This is a genomic window from Arcicella lustrica (assembly GCF_034930985.1).
Lineage (GTDB): Bacteria > Bacteroidota > Bacteroidia > Cytophagales > Spirosomataceae > Arcicella > Arcicella lustrica.
On sequence record NZ_JAYGIM010000003.1, the window covers coordinates 66922 to 90466 of the forward strand.

Annotated in this window: 21 protein-coding genes; 5 read left to right on the forward strand and 16 right to left on the reverse strand. The window is 34.2% G+C overall.

Annotated elements, in window-relative coordinates; translation table 11 throughout:
- Positions 1–227 precede the first annotated feature (227 nt).
- Positions 228–3068 carry a carbamoyl-phosphate synthase large subunit gene (carB, locus tag VB798_RS03700; protein WP_323256102.1) on the reverse strand — a complete coding sequence of 947 codons (2841 nt, stop codon included), beginning with the start codon at positions 3066–3068 and terminating at the stop codon, positions 228–230.
- Between the two features lie 446 nt (positions 3069–3514).
- Between carB and VB798_RS03705 the strand changes: the two genes are divergently transcribed.
- Positions 3515–4591, forward strand: a complete 1077-nt coding sequence (locus VB798_RS03705; protein WP_323256104.1) for a DUF5694 domain-containing protein — start codon at positions 3515–3517, stop codon at positions 4589–4591.
- Positions 4592–4861: 270 nt separating this feature from the next.
- On the forward strand, positions 4862–7750 hold the full coding sequence (gene gcvP, locus VB798_RS03710) for an aminomethyl-transferring glycine dehydrogenase (RefSeq protein WP_323256106.1): 2889 nt from the start codon (positions 4862–4864) through the stop codon (positions 7748–7750).
- A gap of 75 nt (positions 7751–7825) precedes the next feature.
- Here gcvP and VB798_RS03715 read toward each other — a convergent pair whose 3' ends face one another.
- Positions 7826–9613 carry a gliding motility-associated C-terminal domain-containing protein gene (locus tag VB798_RS03715; protein ID WP_323256108.1) on the reverse strand — a complete coding sequence of 596 codons (1788 nt, stop codon included), beginning with the start codon at positions 9611–9613 and terminating at the stop codon, positions 7826–7828.
- Between the two features lie 260 nt (positions 9614–9873).
- Between VB798_RS03715 and VB798_RS03720 the strand changes: the two genes are divergently transcribed.
- Positions 9874–10122 (forward strand): DUF1456 family protein, encoded by a 249-nt coding sequence (locus VB798_RS03720; RefSeq protein WP_184130422.1) that lies wholly within the window; start codon positions 9874–9876, stop codon positions 10120–10122.
- A gap of 11 nt (positions 10123–10133) precedes the next feature.
- On the opposite strand, the gene rlmF is transcribed toward VB798_RS03720, so the two are convergent.
- The 9 genes from rlmF to tilS form a co-directional block, all read right to left on the reverse strand.
- Positions 10134–11096: a 23S rRNA (adenine(1618)-N(6))-methyltransferase RlmF gene (rlmF, locus tag VB798_RS03725; protein ID WP_323256111.1), complete on the reverse strand. Its 963-nt coding sequence runs from the start codon at positions 11094–11096 to the stop codon at positions 10134–10136.
- Between the two features lie 109 nt (positions 11097–11205).
- On the reverse strand, positions 11206–12450 hold the full coding sequence (locus tag VB798_RS03730) for an MFS transporter (RefSeq protein ID WP_323256113.1): 1245 nt from the start codon (positions 12448–12450) through the stop codon (positions 11206–11208).
- A 51-nt stretch (positions 12451–12501) separates the two neighbouring features.
- Positions 12502–13350, reverse strand: coding sequence for an MOSC domain-containing protein (locus tag VB798_RS03735; RefSeq protein ID WP_323256115.1), 849 nt, complete (start codon positions 13348–13350; stop codon positions 12502–12504).
- A gap of 114 nt (positions 13351–13464) precedes the next feature.
- The gene (locus VB798_RS03740) at positions 13465–14340 is read right to left on the reverse strand and encodes a TraB/GumN family protein (protein WP_323256117.1); all 876 of its coding nucleotides are present in this window, start codon (positions 14338–14340) and stop codon (positions 13465–13467) included.
- A gap of 64 nt (positions 14341–14404) precedes the next feature.
- Positions 14405–15007, reverse strand: coding sequence for a hypothetical protein (locus VB798_RS03745; protein ID WP_323256119.1), 603 nt, complete (start codon positions 15005–15007; stop codon positions 14405–14407).
- Between the two features lie 40 nt (positions 15008–15047).
- Positions 15048–15548: an RNA polymerase sigma factor gene (locus tag VB798_RS03750; protein ID WP_407654135.1), complete on the reverse strand. Its 501-nt coding sequence runs from the start codon at positions 15546–15548 to the stop codon at positions 15048–15050.
- Between the two features lie 330 nt (positions 15549–15878).
- Complete coding sequence (locus tag VB798_RS03755) at positions 15879–16271, reverse strand: hypothetical protein (RefSeq protein WP_323256123.1); 393 nt, start codon at positions 16269–16271, stop codon at positions 15879–15881.
- Positions 16272–16842: 571 nt separating this feature from the next.
- A complete protein-coding gene (locus VB798_RS03760) occupies positions 16843–17073 on the reverse strand; it encodes a cyclic nucleotide-binding domain-containing protein (protein WP_323256126.1) in 231 nt (76 codons plus the stop codon).
- Positions 17074–17131: 58 nt separating this feature from the next.
- Entirely contained in the window at positions 17132–18460 is a 1329-nt protein-coding gene (gene tilS / locus VB798_RS03765; protein ID WP_323256128.1) for a tRNA lysidine(34) synthetase TilS, read from the reverse strand.
- A gap of 35 nt (positions 18461–18495) precedes the next feature.
- Between tilS and VB798_RS03770 the strand changes: the two genes are divergently transcribed.
- Entirely contained in the window at positions 18496–20226 is a 1731-nt protein-coding gene (locus VB798_RS03770; RefSeq protein WP_323256130.1) for an OstA-like protein, read from the forward strand.
- A 285-nt stretch (positions 20227–20511) separates the two neighbouring features.
- Complete coding sequence (locus VB798_RS03775; RefSeq protein ID WP_323256132.1) at positions 20512–21015, forward strand: T9SS type A sorting domain-containing protein; 504 nt, start codon at positions 20512–20514, stop codon at positions 21013–21015.
- A 32-nt stretch (positions 21016–21047) separates the two neighbouring features.
- On the opposite strand, the gene coaE is transcribed toward VB798_RS03775, so the two are convergent.
- From coaE to VB798_RS03800, 5 genes are all read right to left on the reverse strand, one after another.
- Complete coding sequence (coaE, locus tag VB798_RS03780) at positions 21048–21671, reverse strand: dephospho-CoA kinase (protein ID WP_323256134.1); 624 nt, start codon at positions 21669–21671, stop codon at positions 21048–21050.
- Entirely contained in the window at positions 21671–22345 is a 675-nt protein-coding gene (locus VB798_RS03785; RefSeq protein ID WP_323256136.1) for a YbbR-like domain-containing protein, read from the reverse strand. Before VB798_RS03785 ends, coaE begins: the two co-directional genes overlap by 1 nt.
- Before the next feature lie 75 nt (positions 22346–22420).
- Complete coding sequence (gene yajC, locus VB798_RS03790) at positions 22421–22735, reverse strand: preprotein translocase subunit YajC (protein ID WP_184130379.1); 315 nt, start codon at positions 22733–22735, stop codon at positions 22421–22423.
- Between the two features lie 35 nt (positions 22736–22770).
- On the reverse strand, positions 22771–23211 hold the full coding sequence (locus tag VB798_RS03795) for a DUF1573 domain-containing protein (protein ID WP_323256139.1): 441 nt from the start codon (positions 23209–23211) through the stop codon (positions 22771–22773).
- A 28-nt stretch (positions 23212–23239) separates the two neighbouring features.
- Entirely contained in the window at positions 23240–23539 is a 300-nt protein-coding gene (locus VB798_RS03800) for a YtxH domain-containing protein (RefSeq protein ID WP_323256141.1), read from the reverse strand.
- Between the last annotated feature and the right edge of the window lie 6 nt (positions 23540–23545).

The window sequence follows — 23545 nt, forward strand, 5'->3', positions numbered from 1 at the left end:
ATAATGGGAGTTTTAAATTAATACTTTATGCTAAGAAATTAATGGTTTCAAAAAACTAATTTTTATCAGTTAAAGACTTCAAAAAAAGAAACCTCAGCCAAATAATATTCGACTGAGGTTTTTAATTTATTAAATACCTGATAAGCGAAAAATAAGCAACTTTAGTGAAGTATTATTTTCTGAATAATCATCATAAGTTATTTATTCCAAACTTTCAGTATTGTTACTTATTTCGATAAATATAAATTACGTTCGCCATAAACTTTGCGGAAGAAATCATCTTTTAATGAATCAATGAAGTAAATTGCTTCACCCGTTGATTTCATTTCGGGTCCTAATTCCATGTTTACATTCGGGAATTTATTGAATGAGAATACTGGAATTTTGATGGCATAACCTTTCTTCACTGGATTGAAAGTAAAGTCTTTCAACTTAGCTCCTAACATTACTTTCGTAGCATAGTTTACATAAGGTTCTTGGTAAGCCTTACAAATAAACGGCACTGTACGAGAAGCACGAGGGTTAGCTTCGATGATATACACTACTTCGTCTTTAATGGCAAACTGGATGTTCAATAAGCCTACAGTGCGAAGTGCCACCGCGATTTTCTTGGTATGCTCTTCTATCTGACGAATTACATTGGCTGATAAATCGAATGGAGGTAATACTGAGTGTGAGTCACCTGAGTGAATACCCGCAGGCTCGATATGTTCCATGATTCCGATGATGTACACATCTTCGCCATCACAAATGGCATCTGCTTCTGCTTCGATAGCATTTTCTAAGAAGTGGTCAAGCAAGATTTTATTGCCTGGAATGTCTCTTAGAATATCTACTACGTGTTGTTCAAGTTCCTGTTCGTTGATTACAATCTTCATCGACTGGCCACCCAATACATAAGAAGGACGAACCAATAAAGGATAACCCAAAGAACGACCCAATTCTACGGCATTGTCTGCGTCTTCACACACGCCGAATTTAGGGAAAGGAATATCGTTTTCTTGTAATAACGTAGAGAATGCTCCTCTATCTTCGGCTAAATCTAGGGCTTCAAACGAAGTACCGATGATTTTGATGCCGTGCTTAGTAAGTTTCTCTGCTAATTTCAAGGCAGTTTGTCCACCTAATTGTACGATTACTCCTTCAGGTTTTTCATGCTGAATGATTTCGTAAACGTGCTCCCAGAAAACTGGTTCGAAATATAATTTATCAGCAATATCAAAGTCTGTCGAAACCGTTTCAGGGTTTGAATTAATCATGATGGCTTCATAACCTGCTTCTTTAGCAGCCAAGATTCCGTGTACACATGAATAATCAAATTCGATACCTTGACCGATACGGTTTGGCCCTGAACCTAATACTACTACCTTTTTCTTATCCGTTTTTACTGACTCGTTATCTAAAGTCTCTGAACCTTGCGAGAAAGTTGAGTAGAAATAAGGCGTTTTAGCTTCAAATTCTGCCGCACAAGTATCTACACATTTATACACACGCTTGATACCTAAGCTATTTCTTTTCTCAAAAACTTCTGATTCTAAACAACGTAGAGAGTAAGCAATCTGACGGTCGGCAAAACCTTTGTGTTTCGCCTCTTCCAATAATTCTTTTGGAACCGAGCTTAACGTATATTTCTCTAAAGTGTTTTCAACTCTTACTAAATCTTCAATTTGGTATAAAAACCACTTGTCGATTTTAGTCGTCTGCTGAATCGTTTTGAAAGAAATACCCATTTTAAAGGCATCATAGATATGGAATAGACGATTCCAAGATGGATTTGCCAAAGAGTGCATAATGGCATCTTGGTCAACCAATCCCTTGCCATCTGCTCCTAAACCATTACGTTTGATTTCAAGCGATTGACAAGCCTTTTGAAGTGCCTCTTGGAAGTTACGACCGATACCCATTGTTTCACCAACAGATTTCATTTGTAAGCCCAACGTTTTGTCAGCACCTTTGAATTTGTCAAAGTTCCAACGTGGTACTTTTACTACTACGTAGTCAAGTGCTGGCTCAAAGAAAGCCGATGTTGTTCCGGTGATAGCGTTTGTCAATTCATCCAAGTTGTAACCAATCGCCATTTTAGCAGCAATTTTTGCAATTGGATAACCCGTAGCTTTAGAAGCCAAGGCAGACGAACGAGATACACGTGGGTTGATTTCGATAGCGATGATGTCGTCGTTTTCTGGATTTAAAGAGAACTGAACATTACATCCACCTGCAAACTGTCCGATAGCGTTCATCATTTTGATAGCCATGTCACGCATTTTCTGATAAATTGTATCAGGCAATGTCATGGCTGGTGCTACCGTGATTGAGTCTCCCGTGTGAATACCCATTGGGTCGAAGTTCTCAATCGAACAAATGATGATTACGTTTCCTAAATTATCACGTAATAATTCTAACTCATATTCTTTCCAACCCATGATAGACTGTTCTACCAGTACTTCGTGTGTTGGCGATGCATGCAACCCTTTGTTTAAGGCTGCATCAAAATCTTTTGGATTGTTTACGAAACCTCCACCTGTTCCGCCCAACGTAAATGAAGGACGAATTACTAATGGGAAACCTGTTTCTTGTGCAATCTCTTTACCTTCCAAAAACGAACGAGCAGTACGTCCTTTACAAACGCCCACACCAATTTCAATCATTTTCAGACGAAACTTCTCACGGTCTTCAGTAGTTTCGATTGCTTTAATATCAACACCAATAATGCGTACACCATATTTTTCCCAAATACCCGAAGCATCACAGTCGATGGCTAAGTTCAAAGCCGTCTGCCCACCCATTGTAGGTAAAACAGCATCAATTGGCATGCCTTCAGCTTGGTGTTTTTCTAAGATTTCGATGATTGAATTCTTATCAAGGGGTTTTAGATAGACATAATCCGCATTAAGTGGATCAGTCATGATTGTAGCTGGATTGGAATTAATTAAAGCAACTTTGATACCTTCTTCTCGGAGTGAACGAGCTGCCTGCGAACCTGAGTAGTCGAACTCGCAAGCCTGACCGATGATAATTGGACCTGAACCGATAATCAAAACGGACTTGATGGATGAATCTTTTGGCACTTTTTGTATTAGTTTTTGAGTTGGATAGTTTTAATTTAAAGACATTCTTTAAGGTATTTACTTCCCAATGTTCTATCAAGAGAACAATATCCAAGAATTAAAAAAATTAAAACCACTGATTTTGGAAAGCGATTTGGGTAATTTTTGAAGAGATACTTAACTCGGAGACTAGCGTAATGGATAACTATTAACGAATAACCGATAACGTATCCCCAAAAATTGTACAAAGGTAATAGAAACCAACGAAAGTAAAAGGCTAAGATTTCATTTTAAGGATTAATCAAACTTATTCTTTCTTTAGTTACATTTCAACAAACTACTGTTAATTGGATTAATCTAAGACTTTTTGCTTTAAAAATTTATATTATATACTTAAAATATGATATTAATCTAATAAACTTTATCTTTGCCCCATGAAGTGTATTTTAATAAACATATTTTTTCAAATGAAAATCACATTCTTACTTTTCATAAATTTTTTATTTGTTTTAAATTTTGACAGCCTTTCCCAAAAAAAGGTAGAAATATTATTAATTGGGACTTCGCATAACTACGAACTTAACGTAACCAATGATTTTGATTATGTAAAAGAGGCTGTTAGGAACTTCAAACCTGATATTTTTTGTACTGAATACCTGTCAAAAGACAATGAATCTCAATCAGTCATTGAGACATATTATGGCGAGCGCATGATGCAAAGAAGGGAAATGCTCCTTGCCAAGAATATCATGGCAGAAAAGGAAATTCCTGAAATCATTAAAAAAAGTTACAAAACCTTAAAGGCAAATCCTGATTCTAAACAAGCTAGAATAGATTTAGCCCATGCTTTGTACCTTAGTGAAGACTTAGGCAATGCGCATTATCAGATTTATCAATTGATGAAAGCTGATTTGAACAAAGAAGAAAGTGAATATTTGAGCAATACATTCGATGTGAAAGATTCGCTTATCAAATATACCTGCCGTAAAAATAATGAATATACTAACCTTGTTTTTCCGTTGGCGGTTGAATTGAACATCCAAAAACTATATGGTTTCGATTGTCAACGCTTTGACCCTCTTTGGAATGTAGCTTGGGAAAAATCAGATAGCCTTTATACAGCGTTTGAAGATAAACTAAAAGCAGATACCAACGATTTAAACAGTAAGAAGTCGTTGAAAACGATAGATGCTTTTATGAAAGAATATTATGCAAGTCAAAAAAGACTAAGAGCGGCCTATCAAGAGGGAACACAAATTCATTTTTTCAATACCAAAGAGTTTGATGACCTAGCGGAATGGGGAGATTTTTTAAGAGAAGATATTTATCAATTAGAAGGGTTTCCGATGGAGGCCTACCAAGAGAAAAGAAAGTACTGGCAACAACGCAATGAGCAAATGGTACAAAACACCCTAAAGGCCATCAAGCAAAGTAAAGCTAAGAAGGTAGTGGTTTTTGTAGGAGCTTCGCACAGAAGGCTACTCTCGCAAATGTTTGAACGAAATCCGAATGTAACGTTGAAAACAATAGATCAGGTTAATTAAATTATTTTTATTTTATCAAATAAGGCTTCTGTAGAACACGGAAGCCTTATTTTGTATTATTCCAATATTAACTATATTATATCCAATTTCATTTAATCTTTGAAACATTTTTTGTTAACCACCTGTTTTTCAAATAATTCAATTCTAGTTATCTAGGCGAATTGAACAAGTTATTTTAGAGGATACCGATATTTTATCTTTCGTGTTTCCAATAAATTATCATTAAATTTGCAGCATATTCAAAGTATTAAGACTATTTTTCCTTCTAAAATGAAAATAAACTTTCAGTATCAAGAAAAATTTGAGAATCGCCACAACAATTCAAATGTTGCAGACCGTGAGGAAATGCTCAGCACTATTGGGGTTGATTCTATTGAAACACTCATCAATCAAACTGTTCCTGCTGCCATTCATTTATCTCGTCCATTGAATCTTCCAAAGGCAAAATCTGAAGCCAAATTTTTGAAAGATTTCAAGAAACTATCACAACTGAACGACACTTACAAGTCTCATATTGGGATGGGTTATTACGATACCAATACACCAGCCGTTATTTTAAGAAATATTCTTGAAAATCCGGGTTGGTACACAGCTTACACGCCTTACCAAGCAGAAATTGCCCAAGGTCGTCTAGAAATGTTGTTGAATTACCAAACCATGATTATTGATTTAACTGGAATGGAAATTGCCAACGCTTCTTTATTAGACGAAGGTACTGCTGCCGCTGAAGCGATGACGATGCTTCACGGACAAAGAAAAGCTGGAAAGAAAAATGCAGAAACAATCTTTGTTTCTGAACACTGCCACCCACAAACAATTGATGTACTTAAAACAAGAGCGCTGCCTTTAGGTATTCAAGTATTGATTGGCGACCATCGTAAAATTGATTTAACCCAAGAAGATATTTATGCTTTAGTATTGCAATATCCTGCTTCTGACGGGCAAATTTTTGATTATACCGACCTCATCGCTTCAGCGCACGAATTAGGAATTAATGTAGTTGTTGCTTCAGATTTACTAGCACTTACTTTATTGAAATCGCCAGGTGAAATGGGCGCTGACGTAGTAGTTGGTACTTCACAAAGATTTGGCGTTCCGATGGGTTTTGGTGGACCACACGCTGCTTTCTTTGCTACGAAAGACGAATTCAAACGCCAAATTCCTGGACGTATCATTGGTGTTTCTGTGGATGCTGAAGGAAATCGTGCTTTAAGAATGGCTTTACAAACACGTGAACAACACATTCGTCGTGAAAAAGCTACTTCAAATATTTGTACAGCACAAGTATTGTTATCAGTAATGGCTTCGGCTTATGCTATTTATCATGGACCAGAAGGTTTAAAAGCAATTGCTGAAAGAGTACATGGTTTAACAAATCTTACTGCTTTAGCACTTGAAAAATTAGGTTATGATATTGAAACGGATTCATACTTCGATACAATTAAAGTAAGAGTAGGCGATAATGAAAAACGTTTGAAAATGGAAGCTGTTGCCAATGGCGTAAACTTCCGTTATTATGAAGATTACAATTACATCGGAATTTCTTTAGACGAAACTTGTACGGTTGAAGACGTAGAAACGATTGTATATATTTTCGAAAAAATCGGAAGAAGAGAAGTAGAAGTCTCTACTTTGTTCGACCAAGTAGATTATGCTTTTGACGAATCGTTAAAACGTACTTCTTCTTATTTAACACATCCTGTTTTCAATAGTTATCATTCAGAACACGAAATGCTTCGTTATTTAAAAGCATTAGAAAACAAAGATTTATCAATGGTACATTCCATGATTGCTTTGGGTTCTTGTACGATGAAATTGAATGCAACGACTGAAATGATTCCAGTTACTTGGGCTGAATTTGGAAATATTCATCCATTCGCTCCGAAAAACCAAGTAAATGGCTATACACAAATGATTAATGAGTTGAACGATTGGCTTTGTGAAATTACAGGTTTCTCGGCAATGTCGTTCCAACCAAATTCTGGCGCACAAGGCGAGTACGCAGGTTTGATGGTAATTCGTGCTTATCATGAATCTCGTGGTGATGCTCATAGAAATATTGCTTTAATTCCTTCATCTGCACATGGTACAAATCCAGCTTCGGCAGTAATGGCAGGCATGAAAGTTGTTGTTACGAAATGTGATGAAAATGGAAATATTGACCTTGCTGATTTAAGAGCTAAAGCTGAATTACACGCTGAAAACCTTTCATGTTTGATGGTTACTTATCCTTCAACACATGGTGTTTTTGAAGAATCTATCAAAGAAATTTGTGCGATGATTCACGAGTTCGGCGGACAAGTATATATGGACGGTGCAAACATGAATGCACAAGTAGGTTTAACTTCACCAGCAACAATTGGTGCAGATGTTTGTCACTTAAATCTTCATAAAACATTCTGTATTCCTCACGGTGGTGGTGGACCTGGAATGGGACCAATCGGTGTAGCAAAGCAATTAGTTCCTTTCTTGCCAAGCCATGCAGTTGTGAAAGATAGTGGTGGAGATTTAGGTATTTCTGCGGTTTCTTCAGCTCAATTTGGTTCTGCTTCTATCCTTACCATTCCTTATGCCTATATCGCTATGATGGGTGGAGATGGTTTAACTCGTGCTACTGAAACGGCGATTCTAAATGCCAATTATGTAAAAGCTCGTTTAGAAGGTTATTATCCTGTACTTTATACAGGTTCGGAAGGACGTTGTGCGCATGAAATGATTTTGGATTGTCGTCCATTCAAATTATCAGCTGGTGTTGAAGCCGAAGATATTGCCAAACGTCTGATGGATTATGGCTTCCACGCTCCTACGCTTTCTTTCCCTGTAGCTGGAACGTTAATGATTGAACCAACTGAATCTGAATCAAAAGCAGAATTAGATCGTTTCTGTGATGCCATGATTGCCATTCGTGAAGAAATTCGTGAAGTAGAAAATGGTGATGCAGACAAAGTAAATAATGTTTTGAAACACGCTCCGCATACACAATCAGTAGTTTTATCAGAAGAATGGAACAGACCTTACACTCGTGAGAAAGCTGTCTTCCCACTTCCTTATGTAAAAGCTGCGAAATTCTGGCCAGCTGTTTCAAGAATTGATTCAGCTTTCGGTGACCGTAATTTAGTTTGTAGCTGTGTACCAATTGAAGAATATGCTCAGGCTTAGTACTGATACAAATATACATTCATGAAAAAAGGGGTTCAGAATAGTTCTGAACCCCTTTTTCATGAATAAGTCATCTTATCGCAATATCGTCAAAGTACCATTATATTGAAAAATGGGATGATTAGGATATAGATAAATCTTATAAATATAAGTACCTTCTTTAAGCGGGTTACCAGCATTTGTTCCATCAAAGGGCAAATAATTTCCCTTTGAATAAAAGACTATACTTCCCCAACGGTCAAATACTTGTATTTCAGCATCAGGATAATTATTGATGCCAGATAATTCCCACAAATCATTTTGTCCATCTCCATTAGGTGAAAAAGCCGTTGGCACATATACTTTATCGTAAACATTGATTTTGATTGTATCTTTTGATTCACAACCTCTATCACTCGTCACAGAAAGAATATATTCACTCGTTTGCATTGGCGAAGCTAAGGGATTTGCAATATTAGGATTATCCAAATCATTACTTGGCGACCATCTATAAGTATAATCGTTTCCGATATAACCTTTCAGTGTAACAGCATTACCTTTTCCTAAAAAAATATCATTCCCTAAATCTATTTTCGGATAAGGTGAAATATATACTTCTTGACTACTTTCTCCATTCAAACAAGTTAAAACGCCGTTTACTTTATAATTAATAACATGCTTTCCAAAGCCTAATTTTTTATAATCAAAAACGGTGGCAGGTAAATTATCAATGGTAAAAATTCCTCCAGATGGCGCTCCATTCAAAGTAATGGGCGAATAATTTGTTCCACAAACAGAAGCCACTGCATCCATTGAAGTTGCACTCGCAGTAAAAAAATTAATCCTTACTGGGGCAGAAGTATTGCTACAATTTTCAGCATCTGTTACTTTTAATGAATAATCTCCCGTTGCACTTACTGTCAAATCCTTCATGGTGTTTACAGAACTACCATTCAAAAACCACTCATAAGTAGCAAAGCCTGGCGTTCCTGATAATAGTACAGATTCTCCATTACACAAGTCTGTTCTATTTAAACTATTATTGATTATAGCTTTAGGCTCTGAAATTTTAATGTTTATTTTTTCAACAATTTCAGGACAAGTACCACTATTTCTTACAGCATATTCTATTTCATGGTCGCCCACTCCTGCTACTGAAGGGCTGAAAGTGCCCAGAACTTTATCCGTAACTCCTACTCCTCTGTATTCACCTCCAGCTGGCGAGCCTTGAAGATTTAAAGGACTAGCATTAACATCACAAATGGTTGGTACTGTATTTAATTGAACAACCAGTGAGGAAAAATAGCTTAAAGTATAAGGAGTGGATACTGTAGTACAACTATTTTGGTCTGTAACGGAGAGTTTATAAGTACCAGCTTTTCTAGCAGTAATACTTAAGCCATTCTCTGGTAAAATGGTATTATTATACTCCCATTTATAAAATGCAGTAAGAATTGGATTAGCCTCTAATTTAACATCTTCTCCTTGGCAAATCTGAGTAACATTAGGCGAAGGAGTAATAATAGACGGAGGAGGTGTTAATAAAACCACATTCAATTGTTGAGAATAATATGTAATTCCATTTACGTCTTCAACCCTAAGTCTGTAAGGTAATGCTTCATTATGGCTTAATGAAGGTCCACTTACACCTGATACAGCCACACCTGACCAACCACTTGGTCGAAGTATTTCCCAATAATAAAGTACATAATTTGGATTCGGATCAATATAAACTCTTATCTGACCTCCGGGGCAAAGTCCAGCACCATCTTTTTTTAATACAAAGGCATCCATAATCTGAGCTTTCATTTGTGTAGAAAGTCCAAATGTAAGTATAATACCAATAAAATAAGCCCTAAAAGTCTTTTGAAGAGTATGAAACACTATTGCTGATGATTTGGGTAAATTTTTCTTCAATCACAAAGTTGATTAATCTGTAAAAAAACGAGAATGACAGACAATTATTATCGAAACTTAATTCCTACAAGATTGAAAATTAAGCAATTAAATTGATTTTATTCTATTCTAGGAATTCATTCACAAAATTAACTCCCATTTAGAAGCAAAGCAATTGAAAAATCAGGAGAAGGAGGTAACTTTGTTGAATAGAACAAATCTTCTGAAATCATTTACGCAATCATTCCATGTCTAACAACGATATATTAAAAAAACTACGAGTAGCACTTCAACTAAGAGATGATCAAATTGTAGAAATTCTCAGTTTGGTCGATTTTAAGGTTTCAAAAGCTGAAATTGGTGCTTTGTTTCGTAATGAAGACCATCCAAATTTTAAACCATGTGGTGACCAAATCCTTAGAAATTTTTTAAATGGCTTAGTGATTCACCTTAGAGGACCTAAAGAAGACAAGAAACCTTCTCCAATCAATAAATAGGCTTTCAGGTTTTATTTTGACCAACGATTTGTTCGCCAATTTTCTTGCTGATTTTTCGACAAAAAAGTCCAAGCAAGTATTCTGCTTACTTTTTGCCCTTGAGCCATATCAATAGTCTTTACGTCTAAAGCTTTTACTTTTTTCAGTAAAGAATAGGCTCTGGGCAAAGTGGTTTTCTTTGAGATGAGTGAAGTAAACCAAAAACATTGATTAGCAAAGGTTGTGCTTTCTTCAATCATGTTCGATACAAAAGCTTCTTCTCCACCTTCACACCAAAGTTCATTGTTTTGTCCACCAAAATTCAGCGTATTTTTATTACTCTTTCCTAAGTTTTTCCATTTGCGTTCTGTTCCAGCTTTTGCTTCTGCCATTGAGGCATGGAAAGGTGGATTACACAAAGTCAAATCAAAGTACTCTTCAGACTGGATGATTCCTTTAAAAATATTTTTGGAAGACGCTTGCCATCTACAAGCCACATTATTTATCAAAGATTCATTTCCTTCCACAATTGCTTGTGCCGAAACAATCGCTTTTTTATCAATATCTGCTCCTGTAAATTGCCAAGCATATTCATGATTTCCGATGATAGGATACACACAATTTGCTCCAACGCCAATATCTAATACGCTTACAGAATTTCCTTTTGGAATATTTCCATTATTAGAAGACGCCAATAAATCTGCTAAATAATGAATATAATCTGCTCGCCCCGGAATGGGTGGACAAAGGTAATTGGCTGGAATATCCCAATTATCAATTCCATAAAAATGTTTCAAAAGTGCCTTATTAAGTACTTTTACGGCGATAGGATTGGCAAAATCTATACTTTCAATATCGTATTGATTCCTAAAAACATAGTTTGCTAATGCTGGTAAACTAGTAATCAATCCTTTAAAATCATATCTAAAACGATGAGGATTTCGAGGATGCAAACTTGATTTCTCAACAGTATTTTTTTCTAACTCTTTTGACAATTTTTTCTGGTGATTGGTGGTTAGCAAATAGTGATTGGATGTGCTTTGTGCTTGCCTAAATATAAAAGTAACATGCTGTTAACTAATGTATAGATGTCATTATTTACTACTAAAGCTTTAAATTAAATAATTCTTTCGAGCGAATCCAGACTACTGTAACGATGATTAAAGTCATGGCTCCACCAAAAACTACAGAAGGAACGGTTCCCATCAGTTTGGCTAAAAGTCCAGATTCAAAAGCACCTAATTCATTAGAAGAACTTACAAAAATCCCGTTTACGGCTGATACTCTCCCTCGCATTTCATCTGGTGTAAAAAATCGTAAAACGGTTTGACGAATAATTACACTTACACTATCAAAGACTCCTGTAAAAAACAATGCTACAACTGACAACCAAATATTTGTTGAAAGTGCAAAAACTAAAGTTGCTATTCCAAAACCTGCAATAGATAATAATAAATTTCGCCAAGCTTTTCCTAAAGGCGGAATATAAACCATTATAATCATACACAATACTGCACCAATTGAAGGGGCAGCTCTTAAAATGCCCAAACCTTCAGCACCAACATGCAAAACGTCTTCTGAATACACAGGCAATAAAGCAATTACTCCACCAAAAAGTACTGAAAATAAATCTAGTGAAATGGCGTAAAGGATAATTTTTGTTTTAAAAACAAATTCAATGCCTTCACGAAGTGAGAAAAAGATGTTTACTTTTTGTTCATTTTGTTGAGGAATTGGCGGAGCAGTAATCATCGAAATAAGTATCATTACCACGACTAAAACACCAACTACACACCATAAAGCATGCGTAAGTCCTAAATAAGCATATAAAAAGCCCGCAAAACCAGGGCCTAAAATAGCACCAGCTTGCCACAATGAACTTTGCCAAGTAGCAGCATTGGCAAATACTTCGCTTGGAATTAAAAAGGGATTCAATGAACTCGAAGCTGGACTATAAAAACCTTTTGAAAAGCCTATTAACATCACTACTCCATAAATCACCGTCAACATATTCGATTGTTCCAGACCAGTTGCTGGGTCTGTTGCCCAAATCAATATCACAGAGCATATCGTAATAATCGCCAAACTTATTTGCATGATGGTTTTCTTATTTCTTCTATCGGCAAAATGTCCGCCAAACAATGCCAAAGAAATATAAGGCAAAGCTTCTGCTAAACCTATTAAACCAAGTGCGAGTGGGTCGTGAGTGATTTTATAAATAGAATATCCAAGTATTACTTCTTGAATCAATAATGCCATTGTAATAAAACTATTGGCAAAAATGAAGGCTACAAATTCGGGATATTTAAGGGCTTCGTAAGGAGATTGTTTCTGTGATAAATCTGTCATATTATTAAGGTTGTACTCTTTTACTTAATTCTATAAAAACTAAGGAGTAATCTATGAAACTTCAATTTCAAATTGAGGTAATTTTTTAGTACTAATTACATTGATGGCATCACCAATTTGAATACTTTCAAGAACGGTCACTAATAAGTTTTGTCCAAACAATACTCTTTTTCCTGCTTTTCTATAAGTCGAAAGCGTCAATAAAGGGTCTTTCCCTGTTTTCTCACCAGACTCTTGGTCTATTGTAGTCATGATACACCTAGAACAAGGTTTTACTCCCCAAAAAGTAGCTTTCCCAATTTGAACTTCGTACCAATTTTCTTCTTCATAAGCTTCGCCTCCTTTGAAAACTAAATTTGGGCGAAAACGATTCATTTTTACACGCTCTTTTAAGCGATTATTCAAATCATCTAAAGAAGATTGCCCGATAACCAAGAAAGGATAAGCATCCGAAAAAGAAGTAATTTCATCGCCACTTATTGCATAATTCTTATCAACTTCTCTCCTACTACTTTCAGGCATATAGACTAATCTTACAGACATTTCCAACGCTTTTGAAAACCATTCATTGGCTTCATTACTTACTTCAAGAGCATCATCAATCGTATCATCCCAAACTTTTACACTAACTTTTTTATGATAATTTGTTGGAGTAAGGCTTATTTTTAAGGCTTCTGAGTTGTTTTTCCGATGCGTAATTGTCAGATATTCAGCATCAATAGCAGGCTGAAAAAGTGCTAATTGAGGGTATTGTCTTTGCGTGAGGAAGTGTCCATTTTCATCTACCAAAAGCCATCTGCGGTCATTTTCTAATCCACGTTCTGTTACTTTGGCTTGTTGTAGGCTAATTCCACCGAGAGATTTGACAGGATAAATCCAGATTTCAGAGAGTTGAAGCATAATATTTTAGTTTCCCCAAAAGTACAAAAACCTGTGGAATTTGAAGATTCTCACAGGTTTTTGTTTTCGAAAAAGATAGTAATCAATATATTTAGAATACTGAATATTTGCTATTTATTTCACAGCTTTTACCGTATAACCTTGTTTTTTAAGTAAAGTAATTACTCCTTTTTCACCGCCTAAGTGTCCTGCTCCTACTCCAAAAAAAGTAGGTTTTTCTTTCATAATTGTAGCCATTCTTGGTATCCAATTGCGGTTTCTATTTTCTAGTAAATCTTTTTCAAAAGCGACATCGGCTGTTGAAGAACTGGTCATATCTTTCAACAAAGCTTCAATGTCTTGTTTTTTATAATCTTTAATCAATATTTTCAATTCACTTTTTCCCAAACTCCAATTATCAACCATTTTAACCAACATCAAATCCGCTTGCTTTTCCATTCCCATATTATCCAAAGCATCAAATTGTTCTTTTACTAATTCTAAGCCTTTCACCTCTTTTTTCTGTTCTTGAGCCATTTTCACAAAAACCTCTTCATAACCTTGCATCGGGCAACCCAACATACTTGGTATCGTCATCGAACTTAAAATAAAGGGCTTCATGCTATCCATAAAAGCGATATTTGTTTTCAATGAATCTTTAAAAAACTTGGCTACTTTTTTATAATCAGGCTCCGACATAATCGTTTTCAACGTCTTACCATCGGGCATCATCATGTATTTTTGCATTTCAGTCATCATCGAAGGGTCGTCCATATCAATCTCTAAATAGATTTGTTGAGATGCTGAAAACTTACTTTTAACAACTTCTGGAAGGAAAAAATCATCTTTACAAATGGCATGAATTGTACCAAACACATAAGAAGGTTGTGAAAGTCCATTTCCTGAAATTTCATATAATAATGATTTCTCGTCTTTTTGTCCGTAAATCTTACCGAAGTACAAAAAGCTAAAAACTAAAGAAATCATAAAAAATTTAATAGGATTTGCCATTTTTTGAAGAATGTTAAAGGTTTTGTTTCTTGTTAAAATTAATCTATTTTCAGATTTTCCTGTTTTAATCAGCCGTTTCTGCTAATTCAGCCAAACAGTTTTTTAATTTATCCAAATGCTGTCCATATACTTTTCGGATATAAAACTTAACCCAAAAGTAGCCTAAAGGTGAAATAATTATGGTATTGATGAGTAAAAACTTTAGCGATAATGTTTCTCCGTTGAGTTCTAAACCTACAATTAAGCCATAAAACATCATCGGAAAAAGTAGGATATAATTGATAATCATGTAGATACGAATGAATTTCGAAAATTGCTTTACAGTAATTTTCAATGACGTAATTAAATCTAATCTTGTTTCAAATGCTTGAAGGGAACGATATTCTACCAAAAAAATAACTAAAGTAATCACCGTCGTAAAAATCAATATAGAACATATATACTTATGAAAAACAGCAACATTCGTAAAGAAAATGAAGTACAAGAATACAGGCAAAAACAAAATGCTAACTAAAATTTCTAGTGTTAAATTTCTTTTCAATTTTGCAATCGCAGCATTTGATTTCCCCTTCATCATTGCCAAAAACTCATCATTGCCAATTACTTGAGAAGAAATACTTTCAAGGGATGTTTGTTGCCAAATATTTTTTAATTCGTCTAATTCCATCTTTTGTTTTTAGAATATTAATCTTAAAATAAATGTGAAACTACTTGGCATTTGCCATCAAAGTCCTTAGTTTTTCACGGATTCTAGTCATTTTTACTCTTACATTATTTTGGCTAATCCCGATAATCTCTGCAATTTCTTCATTACTTTTCTCTTCAAAATATAACATCATGATGGCTTTTTCTACTTCTGAAAGTTGGTCGATGGCTTGATACAATACTTTTAATTTTTCTTCAAAACTAAAGTCGTACTGATTATCAGAAATATTTGCAAAAGTCTCCGACAATTCAACACGAATCGGTTTTCTACTTTCTTTTCTAAAATCAGAAATGGCTACATTCAATGCTATTTGATAAATCCAAGTTGAAACCTTTGCTTCTTGTCTAAATTTTGGAAAGGCTTTCCATAGTTGAATCACAATTTCTTGGAACAAATCCTTGCGGTCATCTGGGTCACGACGATACATCCCGCACACTTTATGCACGATGCCTTGATGAATTTTGATGAGTTCAACAAATTGATTTTCTATGATTTGGTTCAACACAAATGAGGTTTTAAATAGTTAGTCGGATGAGTATCGGTGTAATTACAAAAAAAGGAGGTTATTTTTAAAAGTAATTTGGAATACCAAATCCAAATTACTTTTAAAATGGGAATATAGCCTTTATAGAATACAGAAAAATTGCTGATACAGAGCCATTATCTGATAAAAAAACGATTAGTGGTCGTAAAGAAATAATAATTCCTAAACTCACTTCACTAAAACAGTTGGGCTTCGGTGTTCATCAATCACAAAAAGCAGTCAAAAACTAATTCGACTGCTTTTTTATGATTTAAAAAATTCATGATTACTTATGTACTATTCTGAATTTTAATTACAAATTGATTTTACTTTATATGGTAGAGGTTTTATGCTCTCGGGGCTTAAATATTCAAGTTTAAACCTATCATCTGAAATAAATAATCCCCAATTCCAGAACTCCCAAGCATTCTTTCTAAATGTTCTATATAAAATTGTATCGGGTGACATTGGGTGACATTTTTTGTAATATTCAAATGAGATATTTACCATATCTTTAAACTGTGGACCCTTTAAAGGTTCTTCAAAACTCCTAAATTCTCCATGAGCTGTAGAATAAGTAAAATAATCTACATGAAGATTAGGGCTTGAAAAAACCATCCCAACTATCACTCTAAATGGGAAGACGTAATTTGTCAGAATTACTACAATAACAATTAAGGATATTATTTTTAAGTATTTCATATTGACCCTAGGTTTGACATACCAATTTTGTGCTTCAGTAACCGAAATTTCAGTGTCAATTTTAGTTTTACTTCAGTAGCAACAAAGTACTATTTCGAATAAGATAAGACTATTGTGATAAAACGAATAGTTTAAATTGATACTTCTCATGATTCCTTAGTTTAAGTAAAACATGTATTTGTGGTAATTACAAGTTAAGACTAAGCAAAAATTGTTAAACTAAAACTTCAAAAAATTGATTTAAATCATTTCATTTTTGCTCTAATTCTACTGAGAGTCTCTGGCTCCACATCTAAATGTGATGCAATGGTTTTTAATGAAACCCTTGATAAAATGTCTGGGACTTGTTGAAGCAAAAAATTATACCTTTCTTCTTTAGTTTTCATTCTTAAAATGAAATTTCTTTGTTCGCTTAAACAGTAATATTTTTCTGTTAAATATCGACCGTGATAGTTAAACTCAATAAATGTATTGTAGATATAGCTTAATTCTTCATAGGAAATATACCACAAAACGCACTCTTCCAACGTTTCAATGTACTCTTTTGAAGGTACTTGAGTGAAAAAGCTGTCTATATATCATTTTCCTTAAAAAACCAAGTGGTGTGTTCTTTCCCATTTTCTAAGAAAAAGGCTCTTAAAATCCCTTTCTCTATAAAATATACTCTTTTTGATATGTCTCCTTCTTTCAAAAGTAGTTGTTTCTTAACAGCTTCTACTTTTTTTACTTTTGACATTAAATGAGACGTAACTTCTTCTGTTAATGGTCTAATGGTATTTAAAATATTAATTAAGGTTTTCATTTACTTGGTGAGATTTAAATTATTACTATTGCATAAATTTTGCAGATTTAGCACATCATTACTTCACTTCCATCAAGCAAATTTTAGCCGTTTTATCTGTTACTTTGAATCTATCGTCAATTCTAAAACCAATTACCCAAACGATAGAACCGTTTGATGTCAGTAAGTAAACTTCTTTCTTTAGGTTCAAAGGCACTTTTTGGTCAATTAAAAAATCACTGATGAGTTTTTTCTTGTTCATTCCTAGCGGACAAAACCAATCGCCTTCTTTCCATCTTCTTAATTGAAGTGGAAAACGAATTTTATCGGCATCCAAACAAGCTAACTTCTTGGCAGTTGGCACAACGAATCCTTCTTCTATTTCGGTAAATTCTCCGATGTTCAACATTCTATCACCAAACTCTACGACTACATTATTTTTTTCAATCGTTTTACTTGTAAAAGCTTGTAGGTTTTTAGCTGTAATCACCAATTCAGTGCGGTCTTTCACCAAAGTATGCGTAGGCGTCAAGAAAGTTTTACCCGATTCTTTATCCAAAGCTTCAAAAATATCCTGACTTTGTTGATAACTAAAATTATAAGGTTTCAACAATTCTGCCAGTTTAATCACAGGTTGTGAAAGCGTTTGAATCGCTTTATAGTTCACATAAATTGCCTGAGAATCTGACCAAGTAATTTGTTTTCTCAGCATTTCCATTTCTTGTTCAAAAATATCTTCAACTGCTGTAATTCTTTCTACAGTTTGTTGAATGGTATTTTCAAGATTTGGATTGATTTGTTTCAATAATGGAACAACTTCATTTCTAATTAAATTACGTTGATATTTATTCGATTCATTGGAAGAATCTTCTCGCCAAATAATCTGATTTTCAACTACATAATCAAAAATACCTTCTTTTTCAGCAAACAAAACCGGACGAATAATATGTCCATTTTTCACTCTAATACCATGCAAACCAGCTATACCGGTTCCTTTTGTCAAATTGAGCAATACTGTTTCTAATACGTCATTTTGATGATGTGCCGTAGCAATATAATCGAATTGATGCTGTGTTCTTATTTTTTCAAACCATTCGTATCTTAAAATACGAGCAGCCATTTGCGTAGAAATCTTTTCGTTTTCTGAAAAGTCTGTCGTTTGGAAAGTCGTTACATAGAATGGAACTTTGTATTTAATAGACAGTTTTTTAACAAACATTTCATCTTCATTTGACTCTTCTCCACGAAGTCCAAAATTGCAATGAGCAATCGCAAAATCAAGTTTTGCTTTACTGAAAAGGTCGCACATCACGACAGAATCCATACCACCACTTACCGCTAAAAGTACTTTTTGAGACGGTTGAATAAGATTTTGTTTGTTAATAAACGTTAAAAACTCGTTGAGCATGATTTTATTTGGCTAATTTTGCAAGCACAAGATTTATGAAATATTCCACAAAAATACATCAAATAAACGCAATTCAAGAATCAACGAAGGCATTTGAAATAGGCAAATCTATTTCAAAGGTTTTATCGTATGTTTTTTTGAGTTTAAACCTGTTGAGCTTTACTTTTTTTTCTGCAAAAGCTCAAACGCCAACTGGCAACCCAAGTAAAGTAGAAATCATGAAAGCGGACAGTTTAATTGGTCAAAATCAACCATTTATGCAAATGAAAAAACTCATTGGCAATGTTGGTTTACGCCAAGGTACAACTTTACTTTATTGCAACTTGGCGATTTTGAACGAGACAACTAATATTTTGGAAGCCTACGGAAAAGTAAAAATCATTCAAGCTGATACTGTTACCATTACTGGAGATACCGCTTATTATTTCGGAAACGAAAGAAAAGCAATTATCAACGGACACGTAAAATTGGATGACAGAACGATTGTACTTTCTACCAATAAACTTGACTATGATTTGAATACCAGTATTGCTTACTATAATACTGGAGGAAAAATTATTGACAAAAAGAGTACATTAACCAGTAAAGAAGGCTATTACAATACTGTTACTAAGCTTTTTGATTTTAAAAAGGATGTTCACGTTCTTGATAAAGAAGGAAGTTTAACGGCGGATTCTTTGCGTTATAGTACTTTATCGAAAGAAGCTTTTTTTATTGCCCCTACTTTGGTCGTTAATAAAAAAGATACGACTTATGCTAATCCGGGTAGCCAATACAACACGGTGACTAAAATTTCTAATTTAAAAGGTCGGTCAACAGTAAAAACAGAAGACTATACCATGACTGCTGATACGATGATTTATGACCCGCCAACCGAAATTGGTATTGCGATTGGAAATATTCATTTTATCTCTAAAAAAGACAAAGCAATTCTAACAGGCGACCGTGGCAGATATTCTAAGAAAACAGGTGTTACCAGAGTATTTGGGCATGCTTTGTTAAAGAATGTTTTAGAAAATGATACGCTTTTTCTAACAGCAGACACTTTGGTTTCTATAGATAATAAAGAGACCAAAACTAAAAAGCTTTACGCTTACAAAAGAGTATTAATTTATAAAAGTGATTTTTCAGGAAAATGTGATTCGCTGAGTTATAACGTTTCGGATTCAACGATTTACTTCTATCAAAAACCTGTTCTTTGGAATTTAAAAAATCAATCAGAAGCAGATTCTATTAATATTTTACTCAAGAATAATAAAATCAGTGTGATGAATATGAAAGGGAAGTCTTTCGTAATTGCTACTGATACTTTAACCAATTACAACCAAATAAAAGGACGTAAAATGGTTGTAAGGTTCACTAATGATTCAAAAATTGAAAGAGTAAATGTTGAAGGAAATGGAGAAAGTATTTATTATGCCGTAGATGAAAAAAATACGCTAACTGGCATGAATAGAGTACAATGTGGAAAAATGAATATGAATTTTGCCAAAAACAAAATCTCTAGAATTTCTTTTTTAGCCAAACCAGATGGCAAATTCATTCCGCCAAAAGAATTAAGAGAAGAAGATAAAGAATTGGATGGTTTTAGATGGAGAGTTACTGAAATGCCCACTAAAGAAAGTATTTTAGCAAGAATAACTCTTCCAAAAATAGTAATGCCAAAGGCAATTGTAAAAGACTCTGTTGAAGTAAAAAAAGTAGAAAAGAAAAATATTAATTTACCGAATAATAAAATAAAGAAAAAATCGTTGCCAAAACTTTGAAAATTGAACATTTTTAATATATTTTTGTTATATAAATAAAAAAGTCAAAACAAAAGCAACCTTTCATCCGATTTTACAGTCTTTGGTAATATAAAGAATTAAAAATCTTCCTCGATTGACTAATGTTGTTTGCATAAATAATTGATAAATGAAATGAAACCTATACTTTCAAATATAAAATCTTGGTTAATTTACGGATGCTTGATATCATCGATATCATCATTCGCACAAACTGCCGAGAATCGCTACAAAAGTCGCTTAGACGTTAAGCCTAAGCAAAAGACTATGAGCCAGATTACAACTTCTTCTTTCAAAAAGAAAGCTTTTACATATTTTCAGCCTTCACAATTAACACTTGATAGAAATATAAATTATCAGCGTTCTGCTGCAATTAGTCAGTACTTTACTAATTCTTTGATGGTACAAACACCAAAAAATTATACGACTAAAACAGAAACACCAATAGCCGTAGCAGAAAGTAGAGCAGAAGAAACGTTTAGTTCAGAAGATAAATTATTCGACAACGATAAAATTTCAGTTTCAAATATCTACCCAAATCCTGCTGATGATGCAGCTTGGATTAAGTACAATATTTCATCACAAGTAAACGAAGTAAAGATTACTTTTTACAATGTACTTGGAAGTGAAATTAAAGAAGAAATTCTCGACAAAGACGCTAATATAAAGTCTATTTCAACCAAAGATTGGGGAAATGGTATTTATTTATATCAACTTTCGGCTGATGGACGCTCTTTAGTAACCAAGAAATTATTGGTTAGGCACCAGTGAATAGATGCTAAGAACTAATAAAAAAAGGCAATTCATTTATCTGAATTGCCTTTTTTTATGCAAGAATCTTTATCCAGGATTCGATTATATAAATCAAGTACTTGTTCAATCAGTGAGGTTTTCTCATCATTCTGAATGATAAAATCTGCTATTTTTAATCGTTCTTCTTCTGGTAATTGTCTAGCAATAATTGCCTCAATTTCTTCCACAGAACGCTTATCTCTTTCTTTTACTCGTTGAATTCTTAATGATAATGGACAAGTTACCACAATAACTTTATCAAAAACATTTCCATTGCCAGCGGCTTTCATCAATGCGGCTTCATAAAGTACAAAGGGATAATGCTGATTATTGGCAATCCATTCTCTTGCATCTTGATGAACAGCAGGATGAACTAAAGCATTTAATTGTAGTAGTAAATCTGGTTTGTTGAATACTTCTGAAGCAACCCATTCACGGTGATAATCTCCGTTACTTTTATAGGCATTTTCTCCCAATAATTGAATAATTGAAGCTTTGAGTGACAAATTATGCGAAACAAGCCATTTCGCACGGGTATCGGCTTCGTAAATTGGCACACCCAGTATTGAAAATATCTTGCAGATGATACTTTTCCCTGAACCAATTCCGCCAGTTATACCAATTACTTTTCCCATTATTTTAGTAATTCTTCAACCTCAAAACTAACATTGACTTTCTTCTTACTTACTTTCAGCATATTGTTTTTTGCAAAAGGTAAATTGATTTCTTCGTCATAATTATCTTTAATTTTTTGTCCAGGTACTTTAAGATAAATTGTACTATCCATTGCTTTTAAAATAGATTCTGGACCTTCAATCATTACCGTTCTAGGGCTAAGATTTATCACACTTGAAACAACGTAATGGTCTTTCAATGGAATATGTAAACTATCAACTTTCACAAGAAAGTCTTTCTTGATTTTGCGTTCAAACTCTAATTCAAAACGGTCTGCTACTACATAATTTACCGTCACATCTTGAATATACTCCTGAATTGAATCTGTGAGCATTCCTGTGTTTAAAAATTTAGTTTTTAAAGGCTTGGCAATTTCGTACTGAATGGGAGTTTTGTACAGGGCAAGAGATTTACGTAATAAATCCCAACCGTTACCAGAAACATTAACAGAAATTTTTTCAGGAAGTGGCTGAGTCGGGATGTAAAGTGAGTCGTCGTAAGTAATACGAATAGGAAACGATATTTTTTGTGAATAACCTTCTTTGTTCAAGGCATTCATGATCCAAAAGATGATAGCAGCAAAAAGGCTCACTATTACAGCTTTGTAATCAGTTTTTGTAGGAGCGGGTTTCATCTGAAGAAATTTACAAATTAACGATGAGTACTTTTCTTATAAAATACTCATCGTTAATTAGGGGAATGACAAACTTTATTCGCCAATTTGTGCAGAAGAGTCTTTAGAAATAGCTGTTTTCAAAAACACCATTCTTACTCCTTTGCTTGAATCTACTTCTAATACAACTGTTTTTTCTCTTACAGAAGTAACAGTTCCATGCAAACCGCCAATTGTTACTACTTTATCGCCAGTTTTTAAAGCATCAACATAAGCTTGTTGATCTTTTTGCTTTTTCTGTTGTGGACGAATCATGAAAAAATACATGACTACGAACATTCCACCAATTAATAAAAGAGAAGATGCACCACCTCCACCAAACGCTCCTTGTAATAAAATACTGTTGAACATATCTATTTTTTTTGATTAAATATTTTTTGGTTTTTCTACTTCTTCTTCAATACTTCAATTTTAAAAGAAAAGGTATTTTCAACCGGATTAGTATTCGCAAGAGCAGTTACTGTTTTGCTTAGTTTACCTTCTTTGCCTTTACTATCAAATTTTACTTTGATAAAACCTTGCTCACCCGGCTCAACTGGCGTAGTAGAATACGATGGCGTAGTACAACCACAAGAAGCATTCACATTACTTAAAACCAAAGGCATATTGCCCGTATTTCTAAATTTATAAATGTGAACGATGGTATCGCCTTCTGTAATTACCCCTAAATCTACCGACTGTGAGTCTGCCTGCATAACAGGAAATTTATCACTTGTTGGTTGAAATGCAGCTGCAGATTCTGCTACTGATTGACTATCACTTTTTTGTTTATTTTGGCAAGCAAAAAAAACACTGATTCCTAATGCAAAGATGATTACTTTTTTCATGTGATGAATATTCGAATAGAATTCAAAATTAGACTTTAGCTTTAATCTGGCTCATCATGCTTTCCACATCTTCCAACAAACGTTCTGCTTTTTCACGTGCTTCGTTTACTACTTTTTTGCCTTCAGATTTTGCCATTGTTTCAGGTATTTCTTTACCATCAATCAAATCTGAAATTAAACCTTGCAATTGGTCACGATACTTTTGAAGTTGATAAAACAGTTTGTTACGGGTATTTTCACCTTTATCGGGTGCATATAAAATTCCTAAAGCAGCACCAACAGCAGCGCCTGTCATGAATGCCCAAAATGTTTTTGATGATTTACTCATGGTATT

What these genes read in the sequence shown, in the direction of transcription:
- tilS (WP_323256128.1), bottom strand. Translation starts at nt 18,460, where the DNA reads ATGCTCAACGAGTTTTTAACGTTTATTAACAAACAAAATCTTATTCAA.
- VB798_RS03735 (WP_323256115.1), bottom strand. Translation starts at nt 13,350, where the DNA reads ATGCTTCAACTCTCTGAAATCTGGATTTATCCTGTCAAATCTCTCGGT.
- VB798_RS03730 (WP_323256113.1), bottom strand. Translation starts at nt 12,450, where the DNA reads ATGACAGATTTATCACAGAAACAATCTCCTTACGAAGCCCTTAAATAT.
- coaE (WP_323256134.1), bottom strand. Translation starts at nt 21,671, where the DNA reads ATGGGAAAAGTAATTGGTATAACTGGCGGAATTGGTTCAGGGAAAAGT.
- VB798_RS03720 (WP_184130422.1), top strand. Translation starts at nt 9,874, where the DNA reads ATGTCTAACAACGATATATTAAAAAAACTACGAGTAGCACTTCAACTA.
- VB798_RS03745 (WP_323256119.1), bottom strand. Translation starts at nt 15,007, where the DNA reads ATGGAATTAGACGAATTAAAAAATATTTGGCAACAAACATCCCTTGAA.
- gcvP (WP_323256106.1), top strand. Translation starts at nt 4,862, where the DNA reads ATGAAAATAAACTTTCAGTATCAAGAAAAATTTGAGAATCGCCACAAC.
- VB798_RS03795 (WP_323256139.1), bottom strand. Translation starts at nt 23,211, where the DNA reads ATGAAAAAAGTAATCATCTTTGCATTAGGAATCAGTGTTTTTTTTGCT.
- VB798_RS03740 (WP_323256117.1), bottom strand. Translation starts at nt 14,340, where the DNA reads ATGGCAAATCCTATTAAATTTTTTATGATTTCTTTAGTTTTTAGCTTT.
- VB798_RS03755 (WP_323256123.1), bottom strand. Translation starts at nt 16,271, where the DNA reads ATGAAATACTTAAAAATAATATCCTTAATTGTTATTGTAGTAATTCTG.
- VB798_RS03800 (WP_323256141.1), bottom strand. Translation starts at nt 23,539, where the DNA reads ATGAGTAAATCATCAAAAACATTTTGGGCATTCATGACAGGCGCTGCT.
- yajC (WP_184130379.1), bottom strand. Translation starts at nt 22,735, where the DNA reads ATGTTCAACAGTATTTTATTACAAGGAGCGTTTGGTGGAGGTGGTGCA.
- VB798_RS03760 (WP_323256126.1), bottom strand. Translation starts at nt 17,073, where the DNA reads ATGAAAACCTTAATTAATATTTTAAATACCATTAGACCATTAACAGAA.
- VB798_RS03705 (WP_323256104.1), top strand. Translation starts at nt 3,515, where the DNA reads ATGAAAATCACATTCTTACTTTTCATAAATTTTTTATTTGTTTTAAAT.
- VB798_RS03785 (WP_323256136.1), bottom strand. Translation starts at nt 22,345, where the DNA reads ATGAAACCCGCTCCTACAAAAACTGATTACAAAGCTGTAATAGTGAGC.
- VB798_RS03775 (WP_323256132.1), top strand. Translation starts at nt 20,512, where the DNA reads ATGAGCCAGATTACAACTTCTTCTTTCAAAAAGAAAGCTTTTACATAT.
- VB798_RS03770 (WP_323256130.1), top strand. Translation starts at nt 18,496, where the DNA reads ATGAAATATTCCACAAAAATACATCAAATAAACGCAATTCAAGAATCA.